28 protein-coding genes and 3 tRNA genes are annotated in these 20,101 nt (G+C 40.0%); 15 read left to right on the forward strand and 16 right to left on the reverse strand.

The features are described 5' to 3' along the window. Positions 1 to 18: 18 nt before the first annotated feature. Genes CL181_RS17210 through CL181_RS20660 form a run of 4 tightly spaced genes read right to left on the reverse strand, consistent with a single transcriptional unit; the run spans position 19 to position 1,132 of the window. Positions 19 to 330 carry a hypothetical protein gene (locus tag CL181_RS17210; RefSeq protein WP_097300552.1) on the reverse strand — a complete coding sequence of 104 codons (312 nt, stop codon included), beginning with the start codon at positions 328 to 330 and terminating at the stop codon, positions 19 to 21. Positions 331 to 347: 17 nt separating this feature from the next. Beyond that, entirely contained in the window at positions 348 to 725 is a 378-nt protein-coding gene (locus CL181_RS17215) for a type II toxin-antitoxin system VapC family toxin (protein WP_097300553.1), read from the reverse strand. After that, on the reverse strand, positions 722 to 958 hold the full coding sequence (locus tag CL181_RS17220; RefSeq protein WP_097300554.1) for an AbrB/MazE/SpoVT family DNA-binding domain-containing protein: 237 nt from the start codon (positions 956 to 958) through the stop codon (positions 722 to 724). Before CL181_RS17220 ends, CL181_RS17215 begins: the two co-directional genes overlap by 4 nt. A gap of 27 nt (positions 959 to 985) precedes the next feature. Continuing rightward, complete coding sequence (locus tag CL181_RS20660; RefSeq protein WP_176505294.1) at positions 986 to 1,132, reverse strand: hypothetical protein; 147 nt, start codon at positions 1,130 to 1,132, stop codon at positions 986 to 988. A 570-nt stretch (positions 1,133 to 1,702) separates the two neighbouring features. On the opposite strand from CL181_RS20660, the gene CL181_RS17225 reads away from it, so the two are divergent. Next, the gene (locus CL181_RS17225) at positions 1,703 to 2,221 is read left to right on the forward strand and encodes a metal-dependent hydrolase (protein WP_097300555.1); all 519 of its coding nucleotides are present in this window, start codon (positions 1,703 to 1,705) and stop codon (positions 2,219 to 2,221) included. Positions 2,222 to 2,260: 39 nt separating this feature from the next. Here the strand turns inward: CL181_RS17225 and CL181_RS17230 are convergent, their stop codons facing one another. Continuing rightward, complete coding sequence (locus tag CL181_RS17230; RefSeq protein ID WP_097300556.1) at positions 2,261 to 2,695, reverse strand: cbb3-type cytochrome c oxidase subunit I; 435 nt, start codon at positions 2,693 to 2,695, stop codon at positions 2,261 to 2,263. Between the two features lie 145 nt (positions 2,696 to 2,840). Here CL181_RS17230 and CL181_RS17235 point away from each other — a divergent pair, with 145 nt between their 5' ends. Further along, positions 2,841 to 3,101 (forward strand): hypothetical protein, encoded by a 261-nt coding sequence (locus CL181_RS17235; RefSeq protein WP_097300557.1) that lies wholly within the window; start codon positions 2,841 to 2,843, stop codon positions 3,099 to 3,101. A 180-nt stretch (positions 3,102 to 3,281) separates the two neighbouring features. On the opposite strand, the gene CL181_RS17240 is transcribed toward CL181_RS17235, so the two are convergent. The 3 genes from CL181_RS17240 to CL181_RS17250 all read right to left on the reverse strand — a co-directional run bounded on the left by CL181_RS17240 (position 3,282) and on the right by CL181_RS17250 (position 3,900). Then, positions 3,282 to 3,518 carry a ChaB family protein gene (locus CL181_RS17240; protein WP_097300558.1) on the reverse strand — a complete coding sequence of 79 codons (237 nt, stop codon included), beginning with the start codon at positions 3,516 to 3,518 and terminating at the stop codon, positions 3,282 to 3,284. 191 nt (positions 3,519 to 3,709) lie between these two features. Continuing rightward, positions 3,710 to 3,784 (reverse strand) — tRNA-Ile (locus tag CL181_RS17245). Between the two features lie 43 nt (positions 3,785 to 3,827). Further along, positions 3,828 to 3,900 (reverse strand) — tRNA-Asn (locus tag CL181_RS17250). A gap of 410 nt (positions 3,901 to 4,310) precedes the next feature. Between CL181_RS17250 and CL181_RS17255 the strand changes: the two genes are divergently transcribed. After that, entirely contained in the window at positions 4,311 to 6,314 is a 2,004-nt protein-coding gene (locus CL181_RS17255; RefSeq protein WP_097300559.1) for a DUF11 domain-containing protein, read from the forward strand. Between the two features lie 26 nt (positions 6,315 to 6,340). On the opposite strand, the gene CL181_RS17260 is transcribed toward CL181_RS17255, so the two are convergent. From CL181_RS17260 to CL181_RS17280, 5 genes are all read right to left on the reverse strand, one after another. Continuing rightward, positions 6,341 to 7,663 (reverse strand): DEAD/DEAH box helicase, encoded by a 1,323-nt coding sequence (locus CL181_RS17260; RefSeq protein WP_097300590.1) that lies wholly within the window; start codon positions 7,661 to 7,663, stop codon positions 6,341 to 6,343. Positions 7,664 to 7,665: 2 nt separating this feature from the next. Then, positions 7,666 to 8,451, reverse strand: coding sequence for a winged helix-turn-helix transcriptional regulator (locus CL181_RS17265; protein WP_097300560.1), 786 nt, complete (start codon positions 8,449 to 8,451; stop codon positions 7,666 to 7,668). Beyond that, entirely contained in the window at positions 8,448 to 8,957 is a 510-nt protein-coding gene (locus CL181_RS17270) for an ArsR family transcriptional regulator (protein ID WP_097300561.1), read from the reverse strand. The genes CL181_RS17265 and CL181_RS17270 overlap by 4 nt, the downstream gene beginning before the upstream one ends. Positions 8,958 to 9,019: 62 nt before the next feature. After that, positions 9,020 to 9,532, reverse strand: a complete 513-nt coding sequence (locus CL181_RS17275; protein WP_097300562.1) for a small multi-drug export protein — start codon at positions 9,530 to 9,532, stop codon at positions 9,020 to 9,022. Beyond that, positions 9,529 to 10,491: a replication factor C small subunit gene (locus CL181_RS17280; RefSeq protein WP_097300563.1), complete on the reverse strand. Its 963-nt coding sequence runs from the start codon at positions 10,489 to 10,491 to the stop codon at positions 9,529 to 9,531. The genes CL181_RS17275 and CL181_RS17280 overlap by 4 nt, the downstream gene beginning before the upstream one ends. Positions 10,492 to 10,593: 102 nt before the next feature. Here CL181_RS17280 and CL181_RS17285 point away from each other — a divergent pair, with 102 nt between their 5' ends. From CL181_RS17285 to CL181_RS17310, 6 genes are all read left to right on the forward strand, one after another. Beyond that, complete coding sequence (locus tag CL181_RS17285; RefSeq protein ID WP_097300564.1) at positions 10,594 to 10,884, forward strand: hypothetical protein; 291 nt, start codon at positions 10,594 to 10,596, stop codon at positions 10,882 to 10,884. Beyond that, entirely contained in the window at positions 10,881 to 11,330 is a 450-nt protein-coding gene (locus CL181_RS17290) for a hypothetical protein (protein WP_097300565.1), read from the forward strand. Before CL181_RS17285 ends, CL181_RS17290 begins: the two co-directional genes overlap by 4 nt. A gap of 31 nt (positions 11,331 to 11,361) precedes the next feature. Then, positions 11,362 to 12,465, forward strand: a complete 1,104-nt coding sequence (gene sucC, locus CL181_RS17295; protein ID WP_097300566.1) for an ADP-forming succinate--CoA ligase subunit beta — start codon at positions 11,362 to 11,364, stop codon at positions 12,463 to 12,465. Further along, entirely contained in the window at positions 12,449 to 13,312 is an 864-nt protein-coding gene (gene sucD / locus CL181_RS17300; protein ID WP_097300567.1) for a succinate--CoA ligase subunit alpha, read from the forward strand. The genes sucC and sucD overlap by 17 nt, the downstream gene beginning before the upstream one ends. A gap of 46 nt (positions 13,313 to 13,358) precedes the next feature. After that, a tRNA-Pro gene (locus CL181_RS17305) sits at positions 13,359 to 13,433 on the forward strand. Between the two features lie 122 nt (positions 13,434 to 13,555). After that, positions 13,556 to 14,482 carry an ATPase domain-containing protein gene (locus tag CL181_RS17310; RefSeq protein WP_097300568.1) on the forward strand — a complete coding sequence of 309 codons (927 nt, stop codon included), beginning with the start codon at positions 13,556 to 13,558 and terminating at the stop codon, positions 14,480 to 14,482. Positions 14,483 to 14,488: 6 nt separating this feature from the next. On the opposite strand, the gene CL181_RS17315 is transcribed toward CL181_RS17310, so the two are convergent. Then, positions 14,489 to 14,983 carry a hypothetical protein gene (locus CL181_RS17315; RefSeq protein ID WP_141398954.1) on the reverse strand — a complete coding sequence of 165 codons (495 nt, stop codon included), beginning with the start codon at positions 14,981 to 14,983 and terminating at the stop codon, positions 14,489 to 14,491. A gap of 104 nt (positions 14,984 to 15,087) precedes the next feature. On the opposite strand from CL181_RS17315, the gene CL181_RS17320 reads away from it, so the two are divergent. The 6 genes from CL181_RS17320 to CL181_RS21295 are packed head-to-tail and all read left to right on the forward strand — an operon-like array spanning position 15,088 to position 17,996. Beyond that, complete coding sequence (locus CL181_RS17320; RefSeq protein WP_097300570.1) at positions 15,088 to 15,825, forward strand: DNA polymerase sliding clamp; 738 nt, start codon at positions 15,088 to 15,090, stop codon at positions 15,823 to 15,825. A gap of 2 nt (positions 15,826 to 15,827) precedes the next feature. Next, entirely contained in the window at positions 15,828 to 16,841 is a 1,014-nt protein-coding gene (gene priL, locus CL181_RS17325) for a DNA primase regulatory subunit PriL (RefSeq protein ID WP_097300571.1), read from the forward strand. 48 nt (positions 16,842 to 16,889) lie between these two features. After that, positions 16,890 to 17,210: a type I restriction-modification enzyme R subunit C-terminal domain-containing protein gene (locus CL181_RS17330; RefSeq protein WP_097300572.1), complete on the forward strand. Its 321-nt coding sequence runs from the start codon at positions 16,890 to 16,892 to the stop codon at positions 17,208 to 17,210. Next, positions 17,207 to 17,503 (forward strand): nucleotidyltransferase family protein, encoded by a 297-nt coding sequence (locus tag CL181_RS17335; protein WP_096204416.1) that lies wholly within the window; start codon positions 17,207 to 17,209, stop codon positions 17,501 to 17,503. The genes CL181_RS17330 and CL181_RS17335 overlap by 4 nt, the downstream gene beginning before the upstream one ends. Further along, positions 17,500 to 17,865: a DUF86 domain-containing protein gene (locus CL181_RS17340; protein ID WP_096204417.1), complete on the forward strand. Its 366-nt coding sequence runs from the start codon at positions 17,500 to 17,502 to the stop codon at positions 17,863 to 17,865. The genes CL181_RS17335 and CL181_RS17340 overlap by 4 nt, the downstream gene beginning before the upstream one ends. Continuing rightward, a complete protein-coding gene (locus tag CL181_RS21295; protein WP_255251623.1) occupies positions 17,862 to 17,996 on the forward strand; it encodes a hypothetical protein in 135 nt (44 codons plus the stop codon). The genes CL181_RS17340 and CL181_RS21295 overlap by 4 nt, the downstream gene beginning before the upstream one ends. A 234-nt stretch (positions 17,997 to 18,230) precedes the next feature. Here CL181_RS21295 and CL181_RS17345 read toward each other — a convergent pair whose 3' ends face one another. Next, the gene (locus tag CL181_RS17345) at positions 18,231 to 19,139 is read right to left on the reverse strand and encodes an NAD(P)H-binding protein (protein ID WP_176505296.1); all 909 of its coding nucleotides are present in this window, start codon (positions 19,137 to 19,139) and stop codon (positions 18,231 to 18,233) included. A 49-nt stretch (positions 19,140 to 19,188) separates the two neighbouring features. Next, a complete protein-coding gene (locus tag CL181_RS17350) occupies positions 19,189 to 20,070 on the reverse strand; it encodes an ABC transporter ATP-binding protein (RefSeq protein WP_097300574.1) in 882 nt (293 codons plus the stop codon). Between the last annotated feature and the right edge of the window lie 31 nt (positions 20,071 to 20,101).

A 20,101-nucleotide genomic window follows, 5' to 3' on the forward strand; every position in this document is an offset into this window, starting at 1 on the left:
CCGCAACGGGAATGGGACTCATTCCTGAAAAAATCCATTCCGATCAATGAATTTGATCTCATCCTGAATCGAGATTATCTCATCCCAAAGCTCCCGTAAACGCCGCTCAAGATCCGCGCGGGCTGCTATTGTCCCGATTTTTTTCATATCATTTTCGTCAATATCCGGGCTAAGAAAGACCTCGCAGTTATAGAAAATGCAATTTTCGCAGGGATAAAACCGGATTCCTGCGGGTGTCGGTATTTCTGCTCCCGGTTTTAGTTCTTCCACATTATCTTTTCCAGATTTTCTTGATGATCTCTTCGGGCGCGGGCATGAGCAATCTATCAAGTTGCCTGAAAGAAAAGTTAGAAAATTCGCTCTATTCCTTTGATCTTATCAAAATCACTATCAAATGAAACGATCTTCTTCACACTGTATTTACTCATTATCTCAATGGAGCATGAGTCTGCCAAAGATATAGTTCCATTATATTTTAGAAATGTGTCCATTGATTTTTCCATCATCTCTTCATCCAGATATTCTATTCTGCAATTGTCCAGAAAAAATTCGTATAATATTTTTCCAGCCTTCCCCCCATTAAAAGCGCCGACCATTGTTATACTCTCACTCATGATAAGCTCGGAAATAAGCGGGTCAGTAATTTTGAGATTCAGAGCTTCGTTGTGCCATCTGTCGTCTGTTTTTAATCGGGCAATAAAATAAGAGGAATCCACAAAAATCATATTTTTTCTCCCCGTTGTAGTTTCCTTTTAAGTTCGACCGCATCGGGTAAACCTTTTGTGGTTATCAGTCCTGTAATATCGAGCAGGGTTCTTTTTTTGCGTGGCTGTACGATTATTCCCTTTTCCGTATCTTTCCACTCAAGAACATCACCCGGCGTTATATTATGTGCTTTCCTTATTTTTGCAGGCACTACGGTTTGATATCCATTTGAAACCAGTGTTTCACTTAGCATTTGATAATCACAAAAGTATATGTGTTCTCAAAGGATATAGCCTTTCGGTAGCTTATCCAGCTTTCTTCCAATATCGATATCATCATCAGAGGATACTTCTGTGAAATTGTCTGGAAGTTCAGCATATACAGATAATGTTTGTTCTTTGATATCTGCATTTGCATTAAAAACCATGTCCGGTAGACCAAACAACCGCCAAATATGCTCTATGGTATTTCTGAAACCAATGTCCTGAACTTTTCCTGTGATTGTTATATTATGATTTATTGGATGGGCTCGCGCTTCAGAAAAAATTTATATAATAGGCCGTACAATCTGTAAGTTTGGAGGTTAGAAAGAATGTTTAACACACATAGATCATTTAGAAAGTGTTCGAGCTGCGATGGCAAAGGGTGGAAATACAAACCTGCTTATGTCCAGCTTGTTAAATGGCTGGGTTCCCCAGCTAAAAAGCGTTGTGAAGTGTGCAGCGGCTTAGGAGCTATATAAGTCCATCTCGAAGCCAAAGGAGTGGAGGCTGACAGATAAAATGGTATGATTGTTGATGGGCGGGAGGGATTTGAACCTTCGAATAATCGAAAAAATCCGAAAAAGCTTTGAATACTCGGATATTGAAGAAAAGCAGTTTTAAAGAGTGGTTTGAAGCGGGGATAGAATGAGGATGCCTGATAATACATCCCAAATTCACGCTTTATGAGTTTGACAGAACTGTAAGGAATAAAATTTATTATTCCTTGCCATATTATGGATATGGACTGGATCTCGCATCTGTTGTTTGGCCTTATGCTTGGCGCAATCTTGTTAAAAGACAGGTCCCGGCAGAAAATGGCACTCGTAGCAACTGCCAGTCTCCTGCCCGATTTAGATATCCTCTGGCATCATCGTAGTGGACTGCATTCACCACTGGTTTTGCTCACATTGGCACTGCTAACTGTAATCCGAAATCGTGCTCTTTTTGCCCCATTACTAGTTGGCTTCTGGTCGCATTCCACCCTGGATATTTTCCTGTTCGATAACTCTAATCATACAATTAAAAACCTGGCAAATCAGGTTGTAACGAATGATAGTCTGGCCAATAATATTGAGGAGAATATAACGAGATATATAGCTGCTGATGGAATCATGCTTTTCTATCCATTCAGTAATGAGAAGTTCTCCATAACCTTGAATGAAGAAAGCTATACAATTATGGCTGGTTTTATCGCAGCAATAGCCATATTTGCTGCTGCAAGGCTATATTTTAAAGAATACCGCAGGAGGTAGAACTACCATTCCAGAAATCTATTACCTCAATTATTTGAATTAGCGATTTAATGTCTTATATATATTATATACAGAAAAATAAACTCCTATCATCATTACAAAAGCGAAGATTACTATTAACATCTTAATAACGTAATTTCCAGCTTGGAACAAAGATGCTTGCGCATATCCCCCTATGAGTAATGCAACAAACTCTGCACATATACCGATATTAATGAGCCAGTAACCCATATTTCCTAGCTTTTCGTTGTATAAAGGTTTGCCAAGATTTCCTAATATCAAATATATAAACCCTATTATTGAGAGACTCACCCATCCAATAAGGTTTATATGAGCATGAGCTCTTTCAAATAGTTTTGATAAGATGACAAAATCATAGATTGATCCTATAGTCATAATAGCTCCCATAGTAACACCTATGATAAAATATATCAATGAAACTTTTAAGAATTTTACGCCTAATGTCTTTCCCATTGTTATGCCTTATTATCTTTATACTTTTATTTATACTATTTCCCTCCCCAAATTATAAATAGCAACAAGATCCAACAAATTATGAGATACAGTGATGTATCCTGAAGACAAAATTGTTAAACCAAATGAGTGAGGAGATAAATTTATGACAAAATATGTAGTGGAATCACCGCACACTCCCGAAGAGTGTTTGCAGGCGCTGGATAAAACGCTTGAGAAAGGGGAAGAAACGCTTAAAATGTTTGCTTTCGGCTGTAAATCCGGCGAGCATAAAGGATGGGCTTATGTGGATGCGGACAGTGAAAAAGAAGCACTGGAAATAGTGCCGGAATTCTTAAGAGATAAAGCCCGTGCCCATGAAGTTAGAATTTTTACTCCGGAAGAAATAAGAGCGTCGCACGAATAGACAGAATTACTTCCCCCTTTTTTTTATTTTATTGAAAATTGTCAGAGGAATTCAACTCCCAAATCAAGCTTATTGGCGAGCAGTACAACTCAATCAAAGAGATATTGGATTCCCACACCGGGATGATAGTCTCAATGAAAGAGGACATTGGGGTAACGAAGCCAGATAAAAATCTTTGGCCTACTTCTTTACCCATTTTCCGGATTCATCCTTTTTATACTCCTTTTCAACCGCTGCCCATGCTACTTTAAACGTAACTTCCTCGCGCGATTGTTTTGTGCCGCCTCTTCTTTTCTCCGGCTCTTTGTACTGTTCCCATGCGTTGTTGAACGCCTCCATGAATATGTGCTGCGCATGTTCAGGCAGGTTCCCACTCACTCGTTCAGGTAAATCTTTTAAGCTGCTATAATATGGCATTTGCTCAACTCCCATTAGATTTTAACATAATTACTATTAATAATAAGTCTATAAAAGGATTATGGTGCGCTTCGTGTTTTAACGCCACAGTTTTAACGTAAATATTTCAAACGTATAAATTTTCAAATATATTATTATTTTTTGACAAAAATTGTTAGAGCGCCCGGTGTCGGAAGGCGGAATTTGAGTTATGGGCCTGACCGGATTTGAACCGGTGACCGCCCGGTTATGAGCCGGGCGCTCTAACCTGACTAAGCTACAGGCCCTCAAAAGTGCATTATGGTTTTAATTAACTATTAAATATTAAAACGCCGCCAACAGGGCTCGAACCTGTGACATCCTGGTTAACAGCCAGGCACTCTACCAGCTGAGTTATGGCGGCATTATCAAGCGAACCCTTAAAGGCGCATACTTTGATTTAAGCTTTTTGATAATATGGGCCTTGCAGTTTTATATTATTACCAATAACATTTCACTATTTACGTATTTTATGTTATTAATTTGTTTCCGGTCAAACGAAAGCTATTTCTTCTATAAAAACTGTTGTATCATGATAATAATAAGCATATTTATATCTGTAATATAGCCGGTCATATAAGAGCCTATCCGAAAAATCAAATATTACATTTCCGAATGAACCACAGAGGTCACAGAGAACACAGAGACAGGTTTAAAAATCTCTGCGCTCTCTGTGTTCTTTGTGGTTTCAACTTTTCGGATAGGCTCTAAGACGGAAAAATGCCGGAATATTGCTGATATTTATAGGATTTATAATGCTAAACCCATGAGAACATGAGATATATATATTTTCTCTTAGCTATAACAATTGTAGTTTCATTTACTGTAGATTCGGTGCTTGCTGATGATTGTGAAGACCTTAATGAACAAAAAATTTGCTGGGGCAGCAACTCCAGTACAACACTGAGCTGGACAAACCCCAGGATTACATCAGGAGAATATCTGATAGAGGCAAGGGATTTTAATTGGCTGGGCTCAATTTCTATCAGGGTAACCAAAAACGGGGCCATACAAGAAGGAGTGTTATCCGAAGGTGAATATTATTTATTCGATTTTTCCAATAATTCTACTTTTAATGGAATTAAAATAATTGCAGACCAGGTGTCAAATATTAATTCTTTTCCATCAAATATAGGAACATTTCCATCAGATCCACAGGCAAAAATTTCATTCAAGCTATCTATACCAAAAGAAAAGGAAAAGCCCACTCTTGAAATATCGATCATCGCAGAAAATGAAACCAAAAAATCTCCTGGAATTACAGCTAATATAACCATTCAAAATTCAGGGGATTCAGACCTTATAGAAACGCAAGTAAGAATAATCTATGATGGTCTTGAACTGAATGAATTTGATTTTGAAGAAAATTCCATGAATGAAATAACTGCATCAGGCCCTGAAATCAAATGGGAAAATGTAAGTTCATATAAGCTTACACCAACAAACTCCGGCATAATCAAAAATGGATACAATATACAAGTATTAAATTTTTCAAATAAAACTGCCATAATAAATACCTCTTACAATGGATCAATGAAAAGTGATGTACTTATGGAGGGTGGTTCTATAATATTTGGTTACACCAGGGAAAATGAATATACAGGGATAAAAATACTTGGTATCCATATTTCAAATGATGCAGCAGAACTGGTATTGCAGGTCCCTGTAAAAAATAGCCTGAAGCGAAGATATCCGGTTATCCTTGGAGATAGCAATGAATCCATAAATCTGGGATTTAAAATACCGGGATCTTCAAGAAAAATGTATAAAATATCAGTCATAGCGAGTGGAAAAGACAGAGAAGGAAATAATCACGTAAAAAGCGCAACAACCACAGTCTTATTGCAGAATACTTTTAATATAAAAAAGATCATTTCAAACTCGATCCTTGGGGAGAATCTATATCCTGAATACTCAAGAGTCAGGAATATTGGAGCACTTAAAAATATTACCTATATTACTATCAGTGTGGTTAATCTTCAGAATTATCCTGTGCATAATGTAACACTCAGAGACATGATTCCACCGGGTTTTAATTTTATGGATAACTCGAACAGGACTTCTGTGTCATGGGATTTTGATATAAATTCAAATGATCATAAAGAATTTACTTATGCGATCACAGCAAAAAGACAGGGGATTTATAATATTCCAAAAGCAGAACTTACCTGGGACGAATGGGGAGAATTTTTACGTCTGGAATCAAATGGCCCAAGAACATCTGTATCAGGCCCATATATTGTTATGGAAAGGAGTTTCAATAAAAGTAATATTAGCATTGGAGAGACACTTTCAGTTTCTCTTTCATTAACCAACAATGGTGATATACCAACAAATATCCTTGTTAATGATAGTGTGCCCCGAAATGCAACGTTCATTTCAGGCACGTTATCTTTTTCCGGTTTCTTAAGACCCCGTGAGAAGGCCCGGATCGCCTATACTGTCATAGCTGATGGTAATATAATTGAATTCAAAGCACCTGAAATAACATCAAAAAACCAGGGATTTGAATGGTATGAAGCTCTTCCATCTAAAAAAATTTCAGAATATTCTCCTGTACCAGCCGTTATTCCAACAATAGCCCCTGATATGGGTGTTAAAGTTCCGGAACAGGTACCTGAACAAGTTCCTCTTAAGGGAATTGTCCAGAAGATAAATGAGGAATTTCCATGGCTTGAGGGGGCTATTTCGATAATTACACTAATAATTACACTATTATCCGGAATTTTCCTGCTTTTGCTTCTGAAGAAAAAATACTTTAGAATACATGAAAAATGAGTTAAACAGGAACACCTGCATCTGCATTATTTCTTGAATTTAGGTTTCTCTTCTTTTTTCCCTTCGCCCATCATCATCTTTAACAAAGCTGATGCAACCTCCAGGGAAGTATAATCTTCCCGTGTGAGTTTTTCAACTATGTTACTATATTCTCCAAGGTGCCCTGCTTCAATGATCCCTGTGATTTTTTCTAATATCAGGCCTGTCTTGATCTCTTCCATATCACTGACAGAAGGAACTTTCTGCGGAATGATCCTGCTCTTTGTGAATTGTTGGATTTGTCTTATCCTGTATATTTCTCTTCCTGTCACAAAGCTGAAAGCCCGCCCGGCTTTCCCTGCTCTTGCTGTTCTTCCGATCCTGTGGACATAATATTCATCATCCGCGGGTATATCATAATTGAACACAGCCTCAATATCCCCCACATCGATACCACGGGCTGCCACATCAGTCGCAACCAGGACCTCGATCTCTTTTTTCCGAAATTTTGACATAACAATGTCTCTTTGTCTTTGCTGCAGATCACCATGCAGCCCATCAGCCATGTATCCCCGCGATTTTAAGTTATCGACCAGTTCATCCACCATTCTTTTTGTATTACAGAACACAAGTGATAACTTCAGGTCGTTAATGTCGATCAAACGGGACAAAACCTCTGGTTTTGCCTGGGATTTAACTTCATAATAAAATTGTTCAACTTTAGGAACAGTCATTTCCTTATGTTCCAATTTTATCATGTACGGTTTTGTCTGGTACTTTTTCGTCAGGTCAAGAATAGCCCTTGGCATGGTCGCTGAAAAAAGAATGGTCTGCCTTTCCTTCGGGGTCTTCTTCATAATAAGTTCGATATCTTCCCTGAATCCCATATCCAGCATTTCATCAGCTTCATCAAGAACGATTATTTTCACGCCATCAAGTCTCAACGTGCGCCGTTCCATGTGATCCATTACGCGCCCCGGGGTGCCAATAATTACCTGTACGCCTTTTTTTAATGCTCTTATCTGGCGGTCAATGGGTTGCCCGCCATAAACAGGCAGGATCTCAACGCCTTTTTTATATCTTGAGAGCTTTTTGAGTTCTTCTGATACCTGGATAGCCAGCTCTCTTGTGGGACATAAAATTACGGCCTGTACTGCAAGACTTTTCGGATCTATCTTCTCAAGGGTGGCAATTCCAAAGGCAGCAGTTTTTCCTGTGCCGGTTTGCGCCTGTCCGATCACGTCTTTTCCTTCCAGCATATGAGGAATCGATTGTATCTGGATCGGGGTGGGTTCTTCAAATCCCATATCCGTTATTGCTTTTTGTATCTCTTTTGATAAATGTAATTCTTTAAATCCTGATGTTTCCATATTCATTCTCTTTTTATTTTTCTCAAATCCACGACTTCATAGTTAAGCCCTTCGGACTCAAGTCTGTTAAGCAGGCCAGGAACTTCCTCATCAACTGAAACCACAATCGATGACAGGCCGTGATAAGCAGCTTCAACCACGGATTCTTTTGCACCGAAAAGAGTGTTTGGCTTGATATTGATCTTGTGAAGGGATATGAGAGCTTCAACACCTATTGCTGCAATATACGGCTTTTCCTGCACCAGTTTCTTTAACATATCATAATCCACGTTCCGTGAACCGCCTTTTTCCACTCGCGGGACTTTACAGATGGTTATATTGACAGGCGGAAAACTTATCATCCCTTTTAATTCTGTTACTCCCACATCCTCTCCATCCATTGCGTCCGAAATTGTAATCCCGGTAACTTCCCCGTCTTTTCCTGCATATAAAAGACCGTTTTCCATCATTAAAGAAACTGATTCTCCCCTGGTGAAATTTTCCCTGGCGATAGCAGTAGCCACGGATATATGGCTAACGATATCTTCCATGACAAAACGGGCATATTTCTTTAACTCTATCGCCCTTTCAAGAACCCATTCAATTCCATTTTTTGTAACACGATAGCGCACGCGCCCATCAGAATATAAAAATCCTTCCAGTACCAGGTCTTTTATATATTCTGAAACTGCCTGGGGTGTTATGCCTATCCTGCTGGCGATCTCCTTTTGCATGACATCGGGCTGATGCGCTGCGATTTCAACAAGGATCTGGAATCGGGTTATTTCTTTTTTGCTCCGCAATATCATTCGGTTTCCCCGAATATCTCAATCCTCTGCCCTTTAACTGTAAGGATCGGAGAACGTCTTGCTACTGCGCGGATATACATAATACTCTTATCAATGACCCTCTGGAGACCGTTCATTGACTGGTTTCCTGCTTTTACTTCCTTTTCTATCAGATCAAGATAGTCGCGCAATTCGCTGTCACTCTTGAATGTAACCATTATCATATCGCTCAGATCTTCAACAGAGCACTCAAAATTGACCTGTACTCTTGAATAAGATGAATGAAATTCTTTTTCAGGTTTTTGTCCTGGCAGGGGCATTCTCCATTTACTTTCAACAAATCCGCTTTTCTTCAAAATACTAAGACTTTCAGTCGGGTCAAAACCAACTTCCTTTTCGATCTCATCAATGGCTTTCCAGCCAGTCTGGATGCAATCGAAAACTTTCTTGTGGGACTCAATGCCAAAGGCACGTAAAAGCGGAACAATATCTGAAGGCTCATTAATAATTCGAATTCTTTTTCCCATGGGTGATCTCTCTTTATAGCAGTCTATATTTGTTTTATAAAAGGATAAATGTTTTGAAGTAACTATATACCATTAAATATATTTATTCCTACTGTCAGGAGAGTCATCACAACCCCGGCTAATAAAACACCGGCAAATATTGTAAGAAGAGCATTCCTGAACTTGAATCCAAAAACAAATGCCGCTGCACAACCTGTCCATGCGCCTGTCGCTGGTAAAGGTATGCCAACGAATATCGCAAGTCCGATCGAGCCGTATTTTTCAAAGCTTTCATTATGTTTTCTATGAGTTCTTTCAAAAAGCCAGGTAAAATATCTGTCCCAGGTTTTCCAACGGCGCAAATAGTTCGACACCGGTTCAAGATAAAGGAGAAGAGGAATAACTGGCAGCATATTGCCAATTACTGCAAAAGAAAAGGCTGAAACAGGATCCATCCCGAATCCATAGGGGGGTTTCAGAATTGCTATAGGTATCGCAAGCCTTAATTCCGCTACAGGAAGAGCTGCCATAATTATGACCGCAAGCCAGGGTGGGATCGAACTGAATATATCCAGGAGAAAAGCTTCAAGTGTCATTTTTTAGAACCGCATAATATAAAGTGTGCGATCAATGCCTCAAGCTGGATACGCTCGTTAGCTCCTTCCGCCATCCGAAAATCGATCTCACCAATGCGGTCTATCAGATCAACCTTCAGCTTATCAGGGATCTGCATATCAAACATGGCACGGAATATCTGTCCAATTATATCCTCGCCCGAGAGCCCCTGCTCGATCAATAAATAATCCAGCTTTGCGCGGGCTTTCATGAAATTCCCATCAAGCGCAAGTTTTATCAATTCAATGATTTCTTCGGGTTTGGCAGTAGAAGTAGTCTTATAAATAGCATCAAGATCAACGGTCTTATCAAGCATCGCAGCCGCCTGCAAAGCATTAATGGCGCGCCTCATGTCCCCGGCTGCCACATATCGTATGGCTTCCAGGCCGTCATCTGTCAGGTTTACTCCCTCTATTTTAGCGATCTGCTTCACCTTTTCCTCAACCGCTGCGCTTGATATGGGTTTGAACCTGTAGACTGCGCATCTTGACTGGATGGGCTCGATTATTTTTGAAGAATAGTTGCAGGATAGGATGAACCGGCAGGAACTTGTGTATTTTTCCATTGTCCTCCGCAGCGCTGATTGTGCATCAGAAGTCAGCGCATCGGCCTCATCAAGGAATATTATCTTGAATTCCGCCTCACCAAGGGGCGAAGTTCTTGCAAAGTTCTTGATCTTTGTCCTGACAACATCAATGCCGCGCTCATCACTGGCATTCAGCTCGGTGAAATTATTCATCCAGCTCTCTCCGAAAAGTTCCCGCGCTACGCATATTGCCGAGGCTGTTTTCCCGACACCGGGAGGCCCCGAGAAAAGAAGGTGCGGGAGATTCCTGGACTGTACATAGGATTTAAGGCGCTTTATTACTTCGACCTGCCCCACAACATCCTCAAGTTTTTTGGGGCGGTATTTCTCGATCCAGATTTCCTCTTTTATCATTCCAGTCTTATTAAGAAGAAGGTATTATTTAAGTTTCCTGTATGGGTTTATGAAGATTGGGTATTTATACTATGGCAATGCTTAGTTGAATGGAGGAAAATTATGAGATACTGGTTATCCTTTGACCTTGGCCTTCGAGGCAATTATGAATCACTTTACGAATGGCTTGATGCCATTGAAGCAAAGGAATGCGGTGATAATATCGCCACCTTTATTACAACAAAAACTCGAGATCAAATAAAGGAAGAGCTTTCAAAAATATTGGACGAAAAAGCCAGAATATATCTAATAGATAGAAAAAAAGGTGGACAATTCATATTTGGAAAAAGAAAGGTAGCAGCACCATGGGCTGGTTACGGTGAGGCTATGGTTGAGGTTGAACAAGAGGTATGAATACTATTTGTGTTGATTCAGGATTTCTTATTGGTCTTTACGATGAGAAAGATCAATATCATTATAGAGCCGAAGAGATTTTTGTTCAGTATTTTGAGTCTGTTCAAAACCAATTAATTGTTCCTTGGCCAATTCTCTTTGAAAGTGTTTCTACACGAATGTCAAAAAACAGAAAAAGGATGGAAATTTTTTATAGAGATTGGAAAAACCTCTATAGTCAAAAGAGACTTGAATTGTTAGATGATAAACCTTTTAGAGAGAAAGCTATAAGTGAATCTTTCGAGGAAACCTTGCGAGATCCCCGTCACTATAGAGGATTAAGTTTAACAGACCGAGTGATTAGAAATATGTTGTCAGAACCAGATTTGAAAATAGATTATTTCATAACCTTCAACTATGGTGATTTTGGGGATGTATGCAAAAGATTTCATCGTAGAATGATCTGATTCAATACTTTACCAAAGGTGAGGTTTGTTCATGAAACTGTATGAATACGCAGCAAAGGAGATTTTTTCTAAATATGATATCCCCATCCCCGCAAGTACCCTTGTTTCTGATGCAGATGGCGCCGAAGAGGCAGCACGGAAAATGGGAGAGGTGGTCATAAAAGCCCAGGTCTTAACAGGTGGGCGGGGAAAAGCAGGGGGAATTGCACGGGCATCAAGTCCTGAGGAGGCAAATATCCAGGCAAAGCGGATACTCGGGATGTCGATAAAAGGATTTCCAGTGAAAAAAGTGCTTATTGAGGAATACAGGGAACCCATAAAAGAGATGTATCTGGGGATCACCATCGACAGGACGAAAAAAAGTCCAGTCATAATGGCAAGCCCCCAGGGCGGAATAGATATCGAAGAAACAGCAAAAAATTCCCCGGAACAGATCACAATGATGCATATCAATCCTCTTACCGGTATCCATGAATACCAGGCAAGGATGCTTGCAAATTCACTTGACAGGAACAAATCCCCGGAACTTATTAATATCATAAAAAAACTCTATTGTGTTTTTATAGACAATGATTGCCAGCTTGTTGAGATAAATCCACTTGCTCGGACTAAAGATGGGATCATTGCGCTTGATGGAAAAATGGTTATAGATGATAACGCCTTATTCAGGCAGGATTTTTCGCAAGAGGAAACCGGCTCTCTTGAGGAACTGGCAAGGAAAAACGGTATGAGTTATGTGGGGCTTGATGGTGAAATCGGGTGCATAGTAAACGGTGCGGGTCTTGCAATGGCAACACTGGATATGATAAAACACTATGGGGGAACACCTGCGAATTTCATGGACGTTCGTGCAGGAGCTAATGCACAGCAGGTAAAAACCGCACTTGAGATAGTATCATCCAACAAGAATGTGAAGTCAATAATCATTAATATTTTCGGGGGTCTCACAAAATGCGATGAAGTCGCAAAAGGTATTATTGAAATTTTCCCCGAAATAAAAATACCGCTTGTTGTAAGGCTTTCAGGAACAAATGAGTTAGAGGGAAGGGCAATGCTTGGAAAATACGGGATACAGATGGCATCATCGACAGAAGAAGCGGCTAAAGGAGTTGTTGGGCTTGGGCATTCTAATTGATAAAAATACGCGTGTGCTGGTACAGGGAATTACCGGGCATGAGGGATCATTACAGACAGGACAGATGATCGATTTTGGAACTAATATCGTTGGAGGGGTCACTCCAGGAAAAGGAGGGAGCCTGGTTCATGAAAGGCCTGTTTTTGATTCAGTAAATGAAGCCCTCAAAGAAACAGATGCAAACGCATCCGTTATTTTTGTCCCGCCGCAATTTGCAGCCGATTCGATATTTGAAGCCATAGATAACGGGATCGAATTGATAGTATGCATCACGGAAGGTATCCCCGTGCATGATATGATGCGTGTGTGGTCATACCTTAAAACGTCATCTTCAAGGCTGTTAGGGCCTAATTGTCCGGGCATAACAACTCCTTCTGCTTCAAAGATCGGGATAATGCCAAATCATATACATAAACCCGGTAATATCGGAGTTGTTTCACGAAGCGGAACCCTGACTTATGAGATAGTTGATATGCTTTCAAAAAATGACATCGGGCAGTCAACGTCTGTCGGTATTGGCGGAGATCCCGTGAACGGGACTTCATTTGTGGACATACTGGAATTGTTTGAAGATGATTCCGAAACCCATGCTGTTGTAATGGTAGGTGAAATCGGGGGAACTACGGAAGAGGAATCCATTGACTTCATAAAGCAGATGAGCAAACCTGTCATCAGTTATATAGTGGGTGTTTCTGCGCCTCCGGGAAAAACCATGGGCCATGCAGGCGCTATTATATCAATGGGCGTCGGGACAGCACTTGAAAAAATCCAGGCATTTGAAAAAGCAGGGATCACTGTAGCAAAAAGCCCTTCTGATATTGTGCAGCTGGTAAAGAACAGCTTATAGTTCAGCAAGGTTTTTATCTTATAAGGCTGTTATTGAGACGCCCCACGGGATAGTAGGGTAGCCTGGTCCATCCTTGAGCGTTTGGGACGCTTAGACCGCGGTTCAAATCCGCGCTATCCCATCTTTTATATTATATAATTTTAGGATTATATATTTAATGGTGTGACACTTTTCTCACACCTCTTATTAATATATTGTGCGTTCAAACACTAATTTGAATCAAAATTATCCAATCTCAAATTCATGAACGACAAACATCCCATACACACAACCATAAGCACCGAAGCATTGAGGATACTTGAACGTTACGAGAAAGAACTTGGTGCGAAGAACACAGTGCTTGAGCGCGCGCTTCTCGGGATGGATAAACTGCGTTTCAAGGAAAAAGTAGACGCTCAAACTATCAGCAGGTTGATAAAAAGGGTAAATGCAGGGATACCTGGTGTTGATAACCTGATAGAAGGCGGAATACCGGAGGGTTTTGTAGTCGTAGTTACAGGTCCGCCTGGCACGGGAAAAACCACTTTTTCATTGCAGTATCTAATGGAAGGTTTAAAAAGGGACGAACGATGTATTTTTTTTTCATTTGAAGAGAAAGTGGAACATCTTATAAAGCAGTCCATCAGGTTCGGATGGGACATAGGTGAGTATATCGACAAGGGGTATCTGGAAATTTTCGGGTTCACAATGCTTTCAACTGAAGAGATCATTGAAATAATCAATGTTTTCAAGCCGAAACGAATTGTTTTTGATTCACTCAACACTTTTTTCGATATACATGAATTCCGACGGTCATCACAGTGGAGAAGCATATTAAAAGAAATAAGGGATAAGAAAATAACATGTCTTGCGATCACTGAAAAAAGACATGGCCTTGAAGTAAAGGAATATGACGAGTTTGATTTTATGGGCGATGGCATTATGTTTTTCGACAAAAACCAGAGGTATGACCTGGATCCATATCCTACATATTATCTCCAGATCCAGAAATTGCGAATTACCAAAATAAATGAGATGCCACATCCATTTATATTTGCCGGGCATGGGCTGGAACTTATAGGCAATAAGGGACTCGCTAAAATATTTGGAGGAACCCTGCCTGCAACACAAACACAAAAAACTTCAAATCCTTCTATCAAGCCTGTTGATATTAATATTAATTCTACCTAGACATCCTTACTTTATTTTCGCTTCTATTTTCTCAGCAAGCCCGGTAAGATGCCCAGGATTATCGGGATTTTCTTTTTTATATTTGGCGCTGATCGCGGCAAAAATGTTATTTTTTAAAAAGAGGAGATTATATGTGATCCCTTCTGAATCCTTTTTCATAATCATAAAAGACGATTCACCGATGGTTTTTGTTATTACCGGCTTCCCATATCCATGCCGTTTCAAATATCTGGCATCGGCTTCATAAGCCTCTTTTGCTCCTTCATTATCCCTGTATGTTGTAATCACCTGTATGATCGTGTCCTTCTTATCCTTTAATAAACAGCTAAAACATCCTTCCGAGAAACCCCATTTCTTAAGGTCATGCGTTGTTGCGTAATTAAAGCATAATTCAGGCTCTGTTGAAAGCGTGCATACATTTTCATATACTATTTCTGTTTTTTCTCCTGCCTCGGCCTGGGTCAGGGCAATATCGATCGAACGGCCTGTCATGTTTTGCATTTAATGCGGAGGATAGATATGAAAGTATCGAAGTTTAATAGATAGAATAAAATAGATAGAATTACCTATTAAAGTTGATTATCGTTTAGTAGAGGATACATATTATGTTTAAGGCATTAATAGGCGCAGAAAAACTGAAAGATTCAATAGAATCAATATCCACACTCGTTGATGAAGCAAGATTCAGGCTTACGTCCCAGGGTCTGTCAGTAAAGGCCGTGGACCCTGCCAATGTCGCCATGGTGAGTTTTGAGCTTTCAAAAGATGCTTTTGAATCTTTTGATGCAACAGAAGGTGAACTTGGTATTGATCTCACAAAATTGATCGGGGTAATGGAGATGGCAGAAAAGAGCGATAACATCGAGCTTGAGCTTGATGAGGCCAGCCATAAGCTCATTGTAAGGATGCGCGGGCTTGCCTATACCATGTCCCTGCTTGACCCTTCATCCATTCGCAAAGAACCAAAAGTTCCTTCGCTTGATCTTCCGGCGCATATCGTTATCAGAGGAGAAGATATAAAAAGGGCTGTAAAAGCTGCTGAAAAAGTGAGCGATTACATGTCCATGGGAGTAAAAGGAGATGTTTTTTTCATGGAAGCGGAAGGAGATACGGATAAGGTACATGTGGAATTAGGAAAAAGCCAGTTAATAGACCTCCAGGGAACTGATGCGAAATCATTATTCTCTCTTGATTATCTCTCTGACATGAGTAAGATCCTGGGGAAATCAAATGAAGTCAACATCGATCTTGGAAAGGATTTCCCGCTCAAGATCAGGATCAAGATCGCAGAAGGTCACGGAGAGGTCAGTTATATGCTGGCTCCCAGGGTTGAATCAGAATAGGCATGGATGTTTTCAGGTTTGCTTATTTTCCTTTTGTCAATGCTGCCGCAAAATATGTAGAAGCACTGGATTTCAAACTTGAAGAACTCTTTTCCGAGAGGGCATTTGAACAGGTTAGAGTTCGCGGAGAACACCGTGTACTTGAGGCTATCGGGGATGGTATCACCAGGAATGCATCTCCTGACCGGGTGAGCGCAGAAAAGGAACTTCTCTCCTATCCTGTTGCAAGAATTCTTGTATCATGCATTAATGACGGATATCTTATCAAGCGTTATGCACTTTCCGAGGCAAAATCAGCTTTTGAGAGGGTAAAAGAACTGCGGGAAGATGAGCTTAAGGAATTTGCGCTTGATTTTAATATAAACGCAGTTCTTAATGAGAAAGGAGCAGTCATTCATTTTACGGATTACATACGCTATGCGAATGTGATCCATGAACCCAAATGGAAGCTTGTGAACAGGAATATTGACCATGGAAGGGTGTCACTTTCAAGGGAAGACTTCTCACGTATATTGGAAGAAGCCATCAGGAAACGTATTGAATATGGTCTTCCGCTTGCTGTTCCTCCAGAGATATGCACATCCCTGGCGCAGCAGCTTGAGGATATCAGGAACGCCCTGACAACACGAAAATCCGAGTTCAATATCGAGGAATTCAAGGAAATAATGCCAGATTGTTTCCCTCCATGTGTTCTCCATGCTCTCTCAAATGTCAAAGCCGGAGTGAATCTTGCACATTCGATGCGCTTTGCCCTTGTCTCTTTTTTGCTAAATATCGGGATGAACATGGATGGGATTATTGAACTCTTTAAGGTCTCGCCTGATTTTGATGAAGAGCGCACACGATACCAGGTCAATCATATCCACGGCGCAACAGGTACAACATATACATCCCCTTCATGCGCCACCATGATAACATACGGGAATTGTTATGGAAAAGAGACGCTTTGCGACAGGATCTCGCATCCGCTGTCGTATTACCGGAAGAAAGCATGGATATTGAAGAAAGGAAATTGATATAAATTATACTTTATATACTATGAGAAAAATTAATAAGTGTATAATATGGATGGATCGATAAACCAATTTCCTGAACAGGCAGCAAGAGATAATATTGATAAACTGACAGCCTATGATAAAACTGTGGACAGGAATTTCCAGAAATGGGTGTTTGAAAAACAAGCCGGAGCATTAAAGTTCAATGAAGAGCAGATGAACTGGCTCAGGATGATGAAAGAACATATTGCCACAAGTTTTCATATTGAAGTGGAGAATCTTGACTATACACCTTTTGATGCACAGGGAGGACGTGGCATGATGTTTAAGCTTTTTGGGAATGGAATGAATACGGTGATTAGTGAAATGAATGAGGCGCTGGCGGTATGAAAAAGAAAATTGACCAGATTATCATGAAGCTTCGGGAAAATAAGCCAGTTCTTGAAGAGAAATATAAAGTCAAAACGCTCGGAGTTTTTGGCTCATACGTCAGAGGAGAACAAAAAAAATCCAGTGATCTTGATATTCTTGTGGAGTTTCAGCAACCAGTAGGTCTTTTTGAATTTATGGAACTGGAGGATTTCCTGGAAACAAAAATGGGAGTTAAAATTGATCTTGTGTCTAAGAAAGCATTAAAACCAAGAATCGGCAAGCATATTCTTGAAGAGGTAATTAACGTATGAAGAAACGGGAATATGGAGATTTTGTCCAAGACATACTTGATACTATAAATGATGTCAGAAATTTCATTGAAGGAATGGATTTTGAGGATTTTATAAAAGATAAAAAGACTATTTATAGTGTCGTTCGCGCCATCGAAATAATCGGGGAAGCTACCAAGAATGTGCCCGAAGAAATAAGAAAGAAATATCCAGATGTTCCATGGAAAAAGATGGCTGGAATGAGAGACAGGCTGGCTCATGAATATTTCGGGGTTGATTTAGAAATTTTATGGGGAACAGCAACGGAAGATGTGCCTCAATTGAAAGTTCCAGTTTCAAAGGTTTTGGAAGATATGGATAAAGGTGAAAATACTTTACCATGAAGAAAATTGACCACATTATAACTAAACTAAAAGAAAATAAGCCAATTCTTGAGGTCATGGAAAAACTTGGATTTATTGAAAGGACAGGGGTTGGAAGAGCGATAAAATACCAGATATTAGAGAGGCGATAACTTGCACGCAAATTGCATGCAAATTGCACGCAAAAATTACTATCTGGCATGATGTTAGGGGAAATAGAGATACTGAACCACGGGTAAAAGTAGACTAACGCAGATTTGTTAATTTTGACATCCAGCGCTTCTCTGGGTTTTATCAAAGAAATAGTCTATCAAATTATTGAAAATGTAGAAGCAGGACTTGAAAGTTTCAGGGAAATAGTTGAAACTATAAATGGTGAATGAATCTTACCTGATCAAAGCATTATTTCGAATAATTGACCTCCTCAGGCTTTCCTTGAAAGAGACTGGTTCAAACCCGAATATCTTATTGAGATCATTCAGCTCGCACACCATGTTATTCTGCAAAGACTCAATCAGCCAGTAAACAACATTGGGATCTACAGGCGAAAGCTTTCCCAGTACCATTGACGATATCCGGTGCCACGAACCGGGGATGCGAATGAACGTTCTTTTCAGCCCAAGTTCTTCTGCATATTGTTGTATCAGTTCTTTATAGGTCAAAACCTGGGAACATCCGATATCAAAACATTTGTTCACTGTCTCTTTTTTTCCAAGGCATTCAACAAGATATTTTATCACGTCGTCAATGAATATCGGCTGCACTTGTGTATCTTCCCAGTCAAGAACAGGTATAACAGGGAATTTTTTAACGACTGTATCAAGGATATCAAAAGCTGCGCCGCCGCGCCCGATGATCACAGAAGCCCTGAAAATCGTATAATCAATGCCACTGTTCCTTATAATGTCTTCAACTTCTTTCCTGCTTTTAAGATGATGGGATAATTTTTCATTCGGATTTCTCATTCCTGTGAGGTGGATTATCCTTTTGACACCATTGATTTTGCATGCCTCTACCATGTTTTCTATTGCAGTCCTGTCAAGAACATCAAATCTTTTCTGTTCACCTTTTGGCTGGTTTCCCATCATGTGAATGAAATAATATACTGTATCGACACCTTTTGTCGCAGCCACAAGCGAATTGCGATCAAGGGCGTCCCCGGTCATATATGTGATGTTCGGATTATCGGATGTTTTTTGTTTCCTGGCAAGGCATCTAACTTGCAGGTTTTTCAGGGATAAGGCCTGCAAAACACGACTTCCGATAAAACCCGTTGCTCCTGTGAGTAAGATCATATCAGGACTGTGTGTGCGGTGAATAGTATTTAACATATCGATAATATTTTCAATTCATCAGCTTAAGGAATATATCTTCAAGTGATGTCTCGACTGTTTTTATATTGATGATTTTCCCGTTGTGTTTTGCCACCCAGCCTGTAATGTTGTTAAATTCATCAATGTCATGTGTTACTGTGATAAAATTCCCGTTATTTTTCCGGGCCGCAAAATCAAAGTTATCCCTGACATTAAACTCGATTGAATATTCAATTGCCCCGCACATTTTCCTGATCTGGGGCATGGTCCCGGTAGAAACCACTTTTCCCCGGTTCATTATCAGGATGTGGTCGCATATGCTTTCAACCTGGTACAGGTTATGCGCGCTGAAAATTATGGTTTTTCCCTGTTTTTTTAGCTCTAATACGAAATCAGAAAGATATTTGGAAGTTGTAGGATCAAGACCTGAAGTCATCTCATCCAGGATCAGGTATTCGGGATCATTTATCAAAGCCCTTGCTATTGCCACTTTTCGCTGCATACCTTTTGACATCTCACCTATCTTTTTATCTCTCGCATCAAGTTTAAGCGCACCCAGGAGTTCCCTGATCCTGGTGAGGGCAGTTTGCTTTTCTATCCCATAGATTTCTGAGAAAAACATAAGGTAATCGATTGCTGTCATTCCTTCGTATAATGGGCTTTCCTCAGGCAGGAAACCAAGTTTCTGTTTAATTTTCCCGGAATTTTTCCTGATGTCTAACCCCTGTATTTTTATACTGCCAAGGCTTGGAATAATTAATCCGCTCAACATTTTAAGAGTTGTTGTCTTTCCTGCGCCGTTTGGCCCGACAATACCGAAAATCTCACCTTTCAGGACATCAAAATCCAGGGACTCAACAGCGGTAAAGCTTCCATATTCTTTCCTGAGCCCTGTTACTTCGATTTCATTCATAATAAATACTTATTTATTTCATAAGCATAAT

The sequence above is a fragment of the Candidatus Methanoperedens sp. BLZ2 genome (assembly GCF_002487355.1).
Lineage (GTDB): Archaea > Halobacteriota > Methanosarcinia > Methanosarcinales > Methanoperedenaceae > Methanoperedens.

Excerpts from the sequence above, each read along its gene's own strand:
- CL181_RS17280 (WP_097300563.1), bottom strand. The coding sequence starts at position 10,491 with ATGATAAAAGAGGAAATCTGGATCGAGAAATACCGCCCCAAAAAACTT.
- CL181_RS17260 (WP_097300590.1), bottom strand. The coding sequence starts at position 7,663 with ATGGAAACATCAGGATTTAAAGAATTACATTTATCAAAAGAGATACAA.
- CL181_RS17240 (WP_097300558.1), bottom strand. The coding sequence starts at position 3,518 with ATGCCATATTATAGCAGCTTAAAAGATTTACCTGAACGAGTGAGTGGG.
- CL181_RS17290 (WP_097300565.1), top strand. The coding sequence starts at position 10,881 with ATGAATACTATTTGTGTTGATTCAGGATTTCTTATTGGTCTTTACGAT.
- CL181_RS20660 (WP_176505294.1), bottom strand. The coding sequence starts at position 1,132 with ATGGTTTTTAATGCAAATGCAGATATCAAAGAACAAACATTATCTGTA.
- CL181_RS17285 (WP_097300564.1), top strand. The coding sequence starts at position 10,594 with ATGAGATACTGGTTATCCTTTGACCTTGGCCTTCGAGGCAATTATGAA.
- CL181_RS17315 (WP_141398954.1), bottom strand. The coding sequence starts at position 14,983 with ATGCAAAACATGACAGGCCGTTCGATCGATATTGCCCTGACCCAGGCC.
- CL181_RS17270 (WP_097300561.1), bottom strand. The coding sequence starts at position 8,957 with ATGGGAAAAAGAATTCGAATTATTAATGAGCCTTCAGATATTGTTCCG.
- CL181_RS17320 (WP_097300570.1), top strand. The coding sequence starts at position 15,088 with ATGTTTAAGGCATTAATAGGCGCAGAAAAACTGAAAGATTCAATAGAA.
- CL181_RS17350 (WP_097300574.1), bottom strand. The coding sequence starts at position 20,070 with ATGAATGAAATCGAAGTAACAGGGCTCAGGAAAGAATATGGAAGCTTT.
- CL181_RS17345 (WP_176505296.1), bottom strand. The coding sequence starts at position 19,139 with ATGATCTTACTCACAGGAGCAACGGGTTTTATCGGAAGTCGTGTTTTG.
- CL181_RS17340 (WP_096204417.1), top strand. The coding sequence starts at position 17,500 with ATGAAGAAACGGGAATATGGAGATTTTGTCCAAGACATACTTGATACT.
- CL181_RS17265 (WP_097300560.1), bottom strand. The coding sequence starts at position 8,451 with ATGATATTGCGGAGCAAAAAAGAAATAACCCGATTCCAGATCCTTGTT.
- CL181_RS17330 (WP_097300572.1), top strand. The coding sequence starts at position 16,890 with ATGGATGGATCGATAAACCAATTTCCTGAACAGGCAGCAAGAGATAAT.
- priL (WP_097300571.1), top strand. The coding sequence starts at position 15,828 with ATGGATGTTTTCAGGTTTGCTTATTTTCCTTTTGTCAATGCTGCCGCA.
- sucC (WP_097300566.1), top strand. The coding sequence starts at position 11,362 with ATGAAACTGTATGAATACGCAGCAAAGGAGATTTTTTCTAAATATGAT.
- CL181_RS17255 (WP_097300559.1), top strand. The coding sequence starts at position 4,311 with ATGAGATATATATATTTTCTCTTAGCTATAACAATTGTAGTTTCATTT.
- CL181_RS17220 (WP_097300554.1), bottom strand. The coding sequence starts at position 958 with ATGCTAAGTGAAACACTGGTTTCAAATGGATATCAAACCGTAGTGCCT.
- CL181_RS17310 (WP_097300568.1), top strand. The coding sequence starts at position 13,556 with ATGAACGACAAACATCCCATACACACAACCATAAGCACCGAAGCATTG.
- CL181_RS17225 (WP_097300555.1), top strand. The coding sequence starts at position 1,703 with ATGGATATGGACTGGATCTCGCATCTGTTGTTTGGCCTTATGCTTGGC.
- CL181_RS17215 (WP_097300553.1), bottom strand. The coding sequence starts at position 725 with ATGATTTTTGTGGATTCCTCTTATTTTATTGCCCGATTAAAAACAGAC.
- CL181_RS17275 (WP_097300562.1), bottom strand. The coding sequence starts at position 9,532 with ATGACACTTGAAGCTTTTCTCCTGGATATATTCAGTTCGATCCCACCC.
- CL181_RS21295 (WP_255251623.1), top strand. The coding sequence starts at position 17,862 with ATGAAGAAAATTGACCACATTATAACTAAACTAAAAGAAAATAAGCCA.
- CL181_RS17230 (WP_097300556.1), bottom strand. The coding sequence starts at position 2,695 with ATGGGAAAGACATTAGGCGTAAAATTCTTAAAAGTTTCATTGATATAT.
- CL181_RS17235 (WP_097300557.1), top strand. The coding sequence starts at position 2,841 with ATGACAAAATATGTAGTGGAATCACCGCACACTCCCGAAGAGTGTTTG.
- CL181_RS17335 (WP_096204416.1), top strand. The coding sequence starts at position 17,207 with ATGAAAAAGAAAATTGACCAGATTATCATGAAGCTTCGGGAAAATAAG.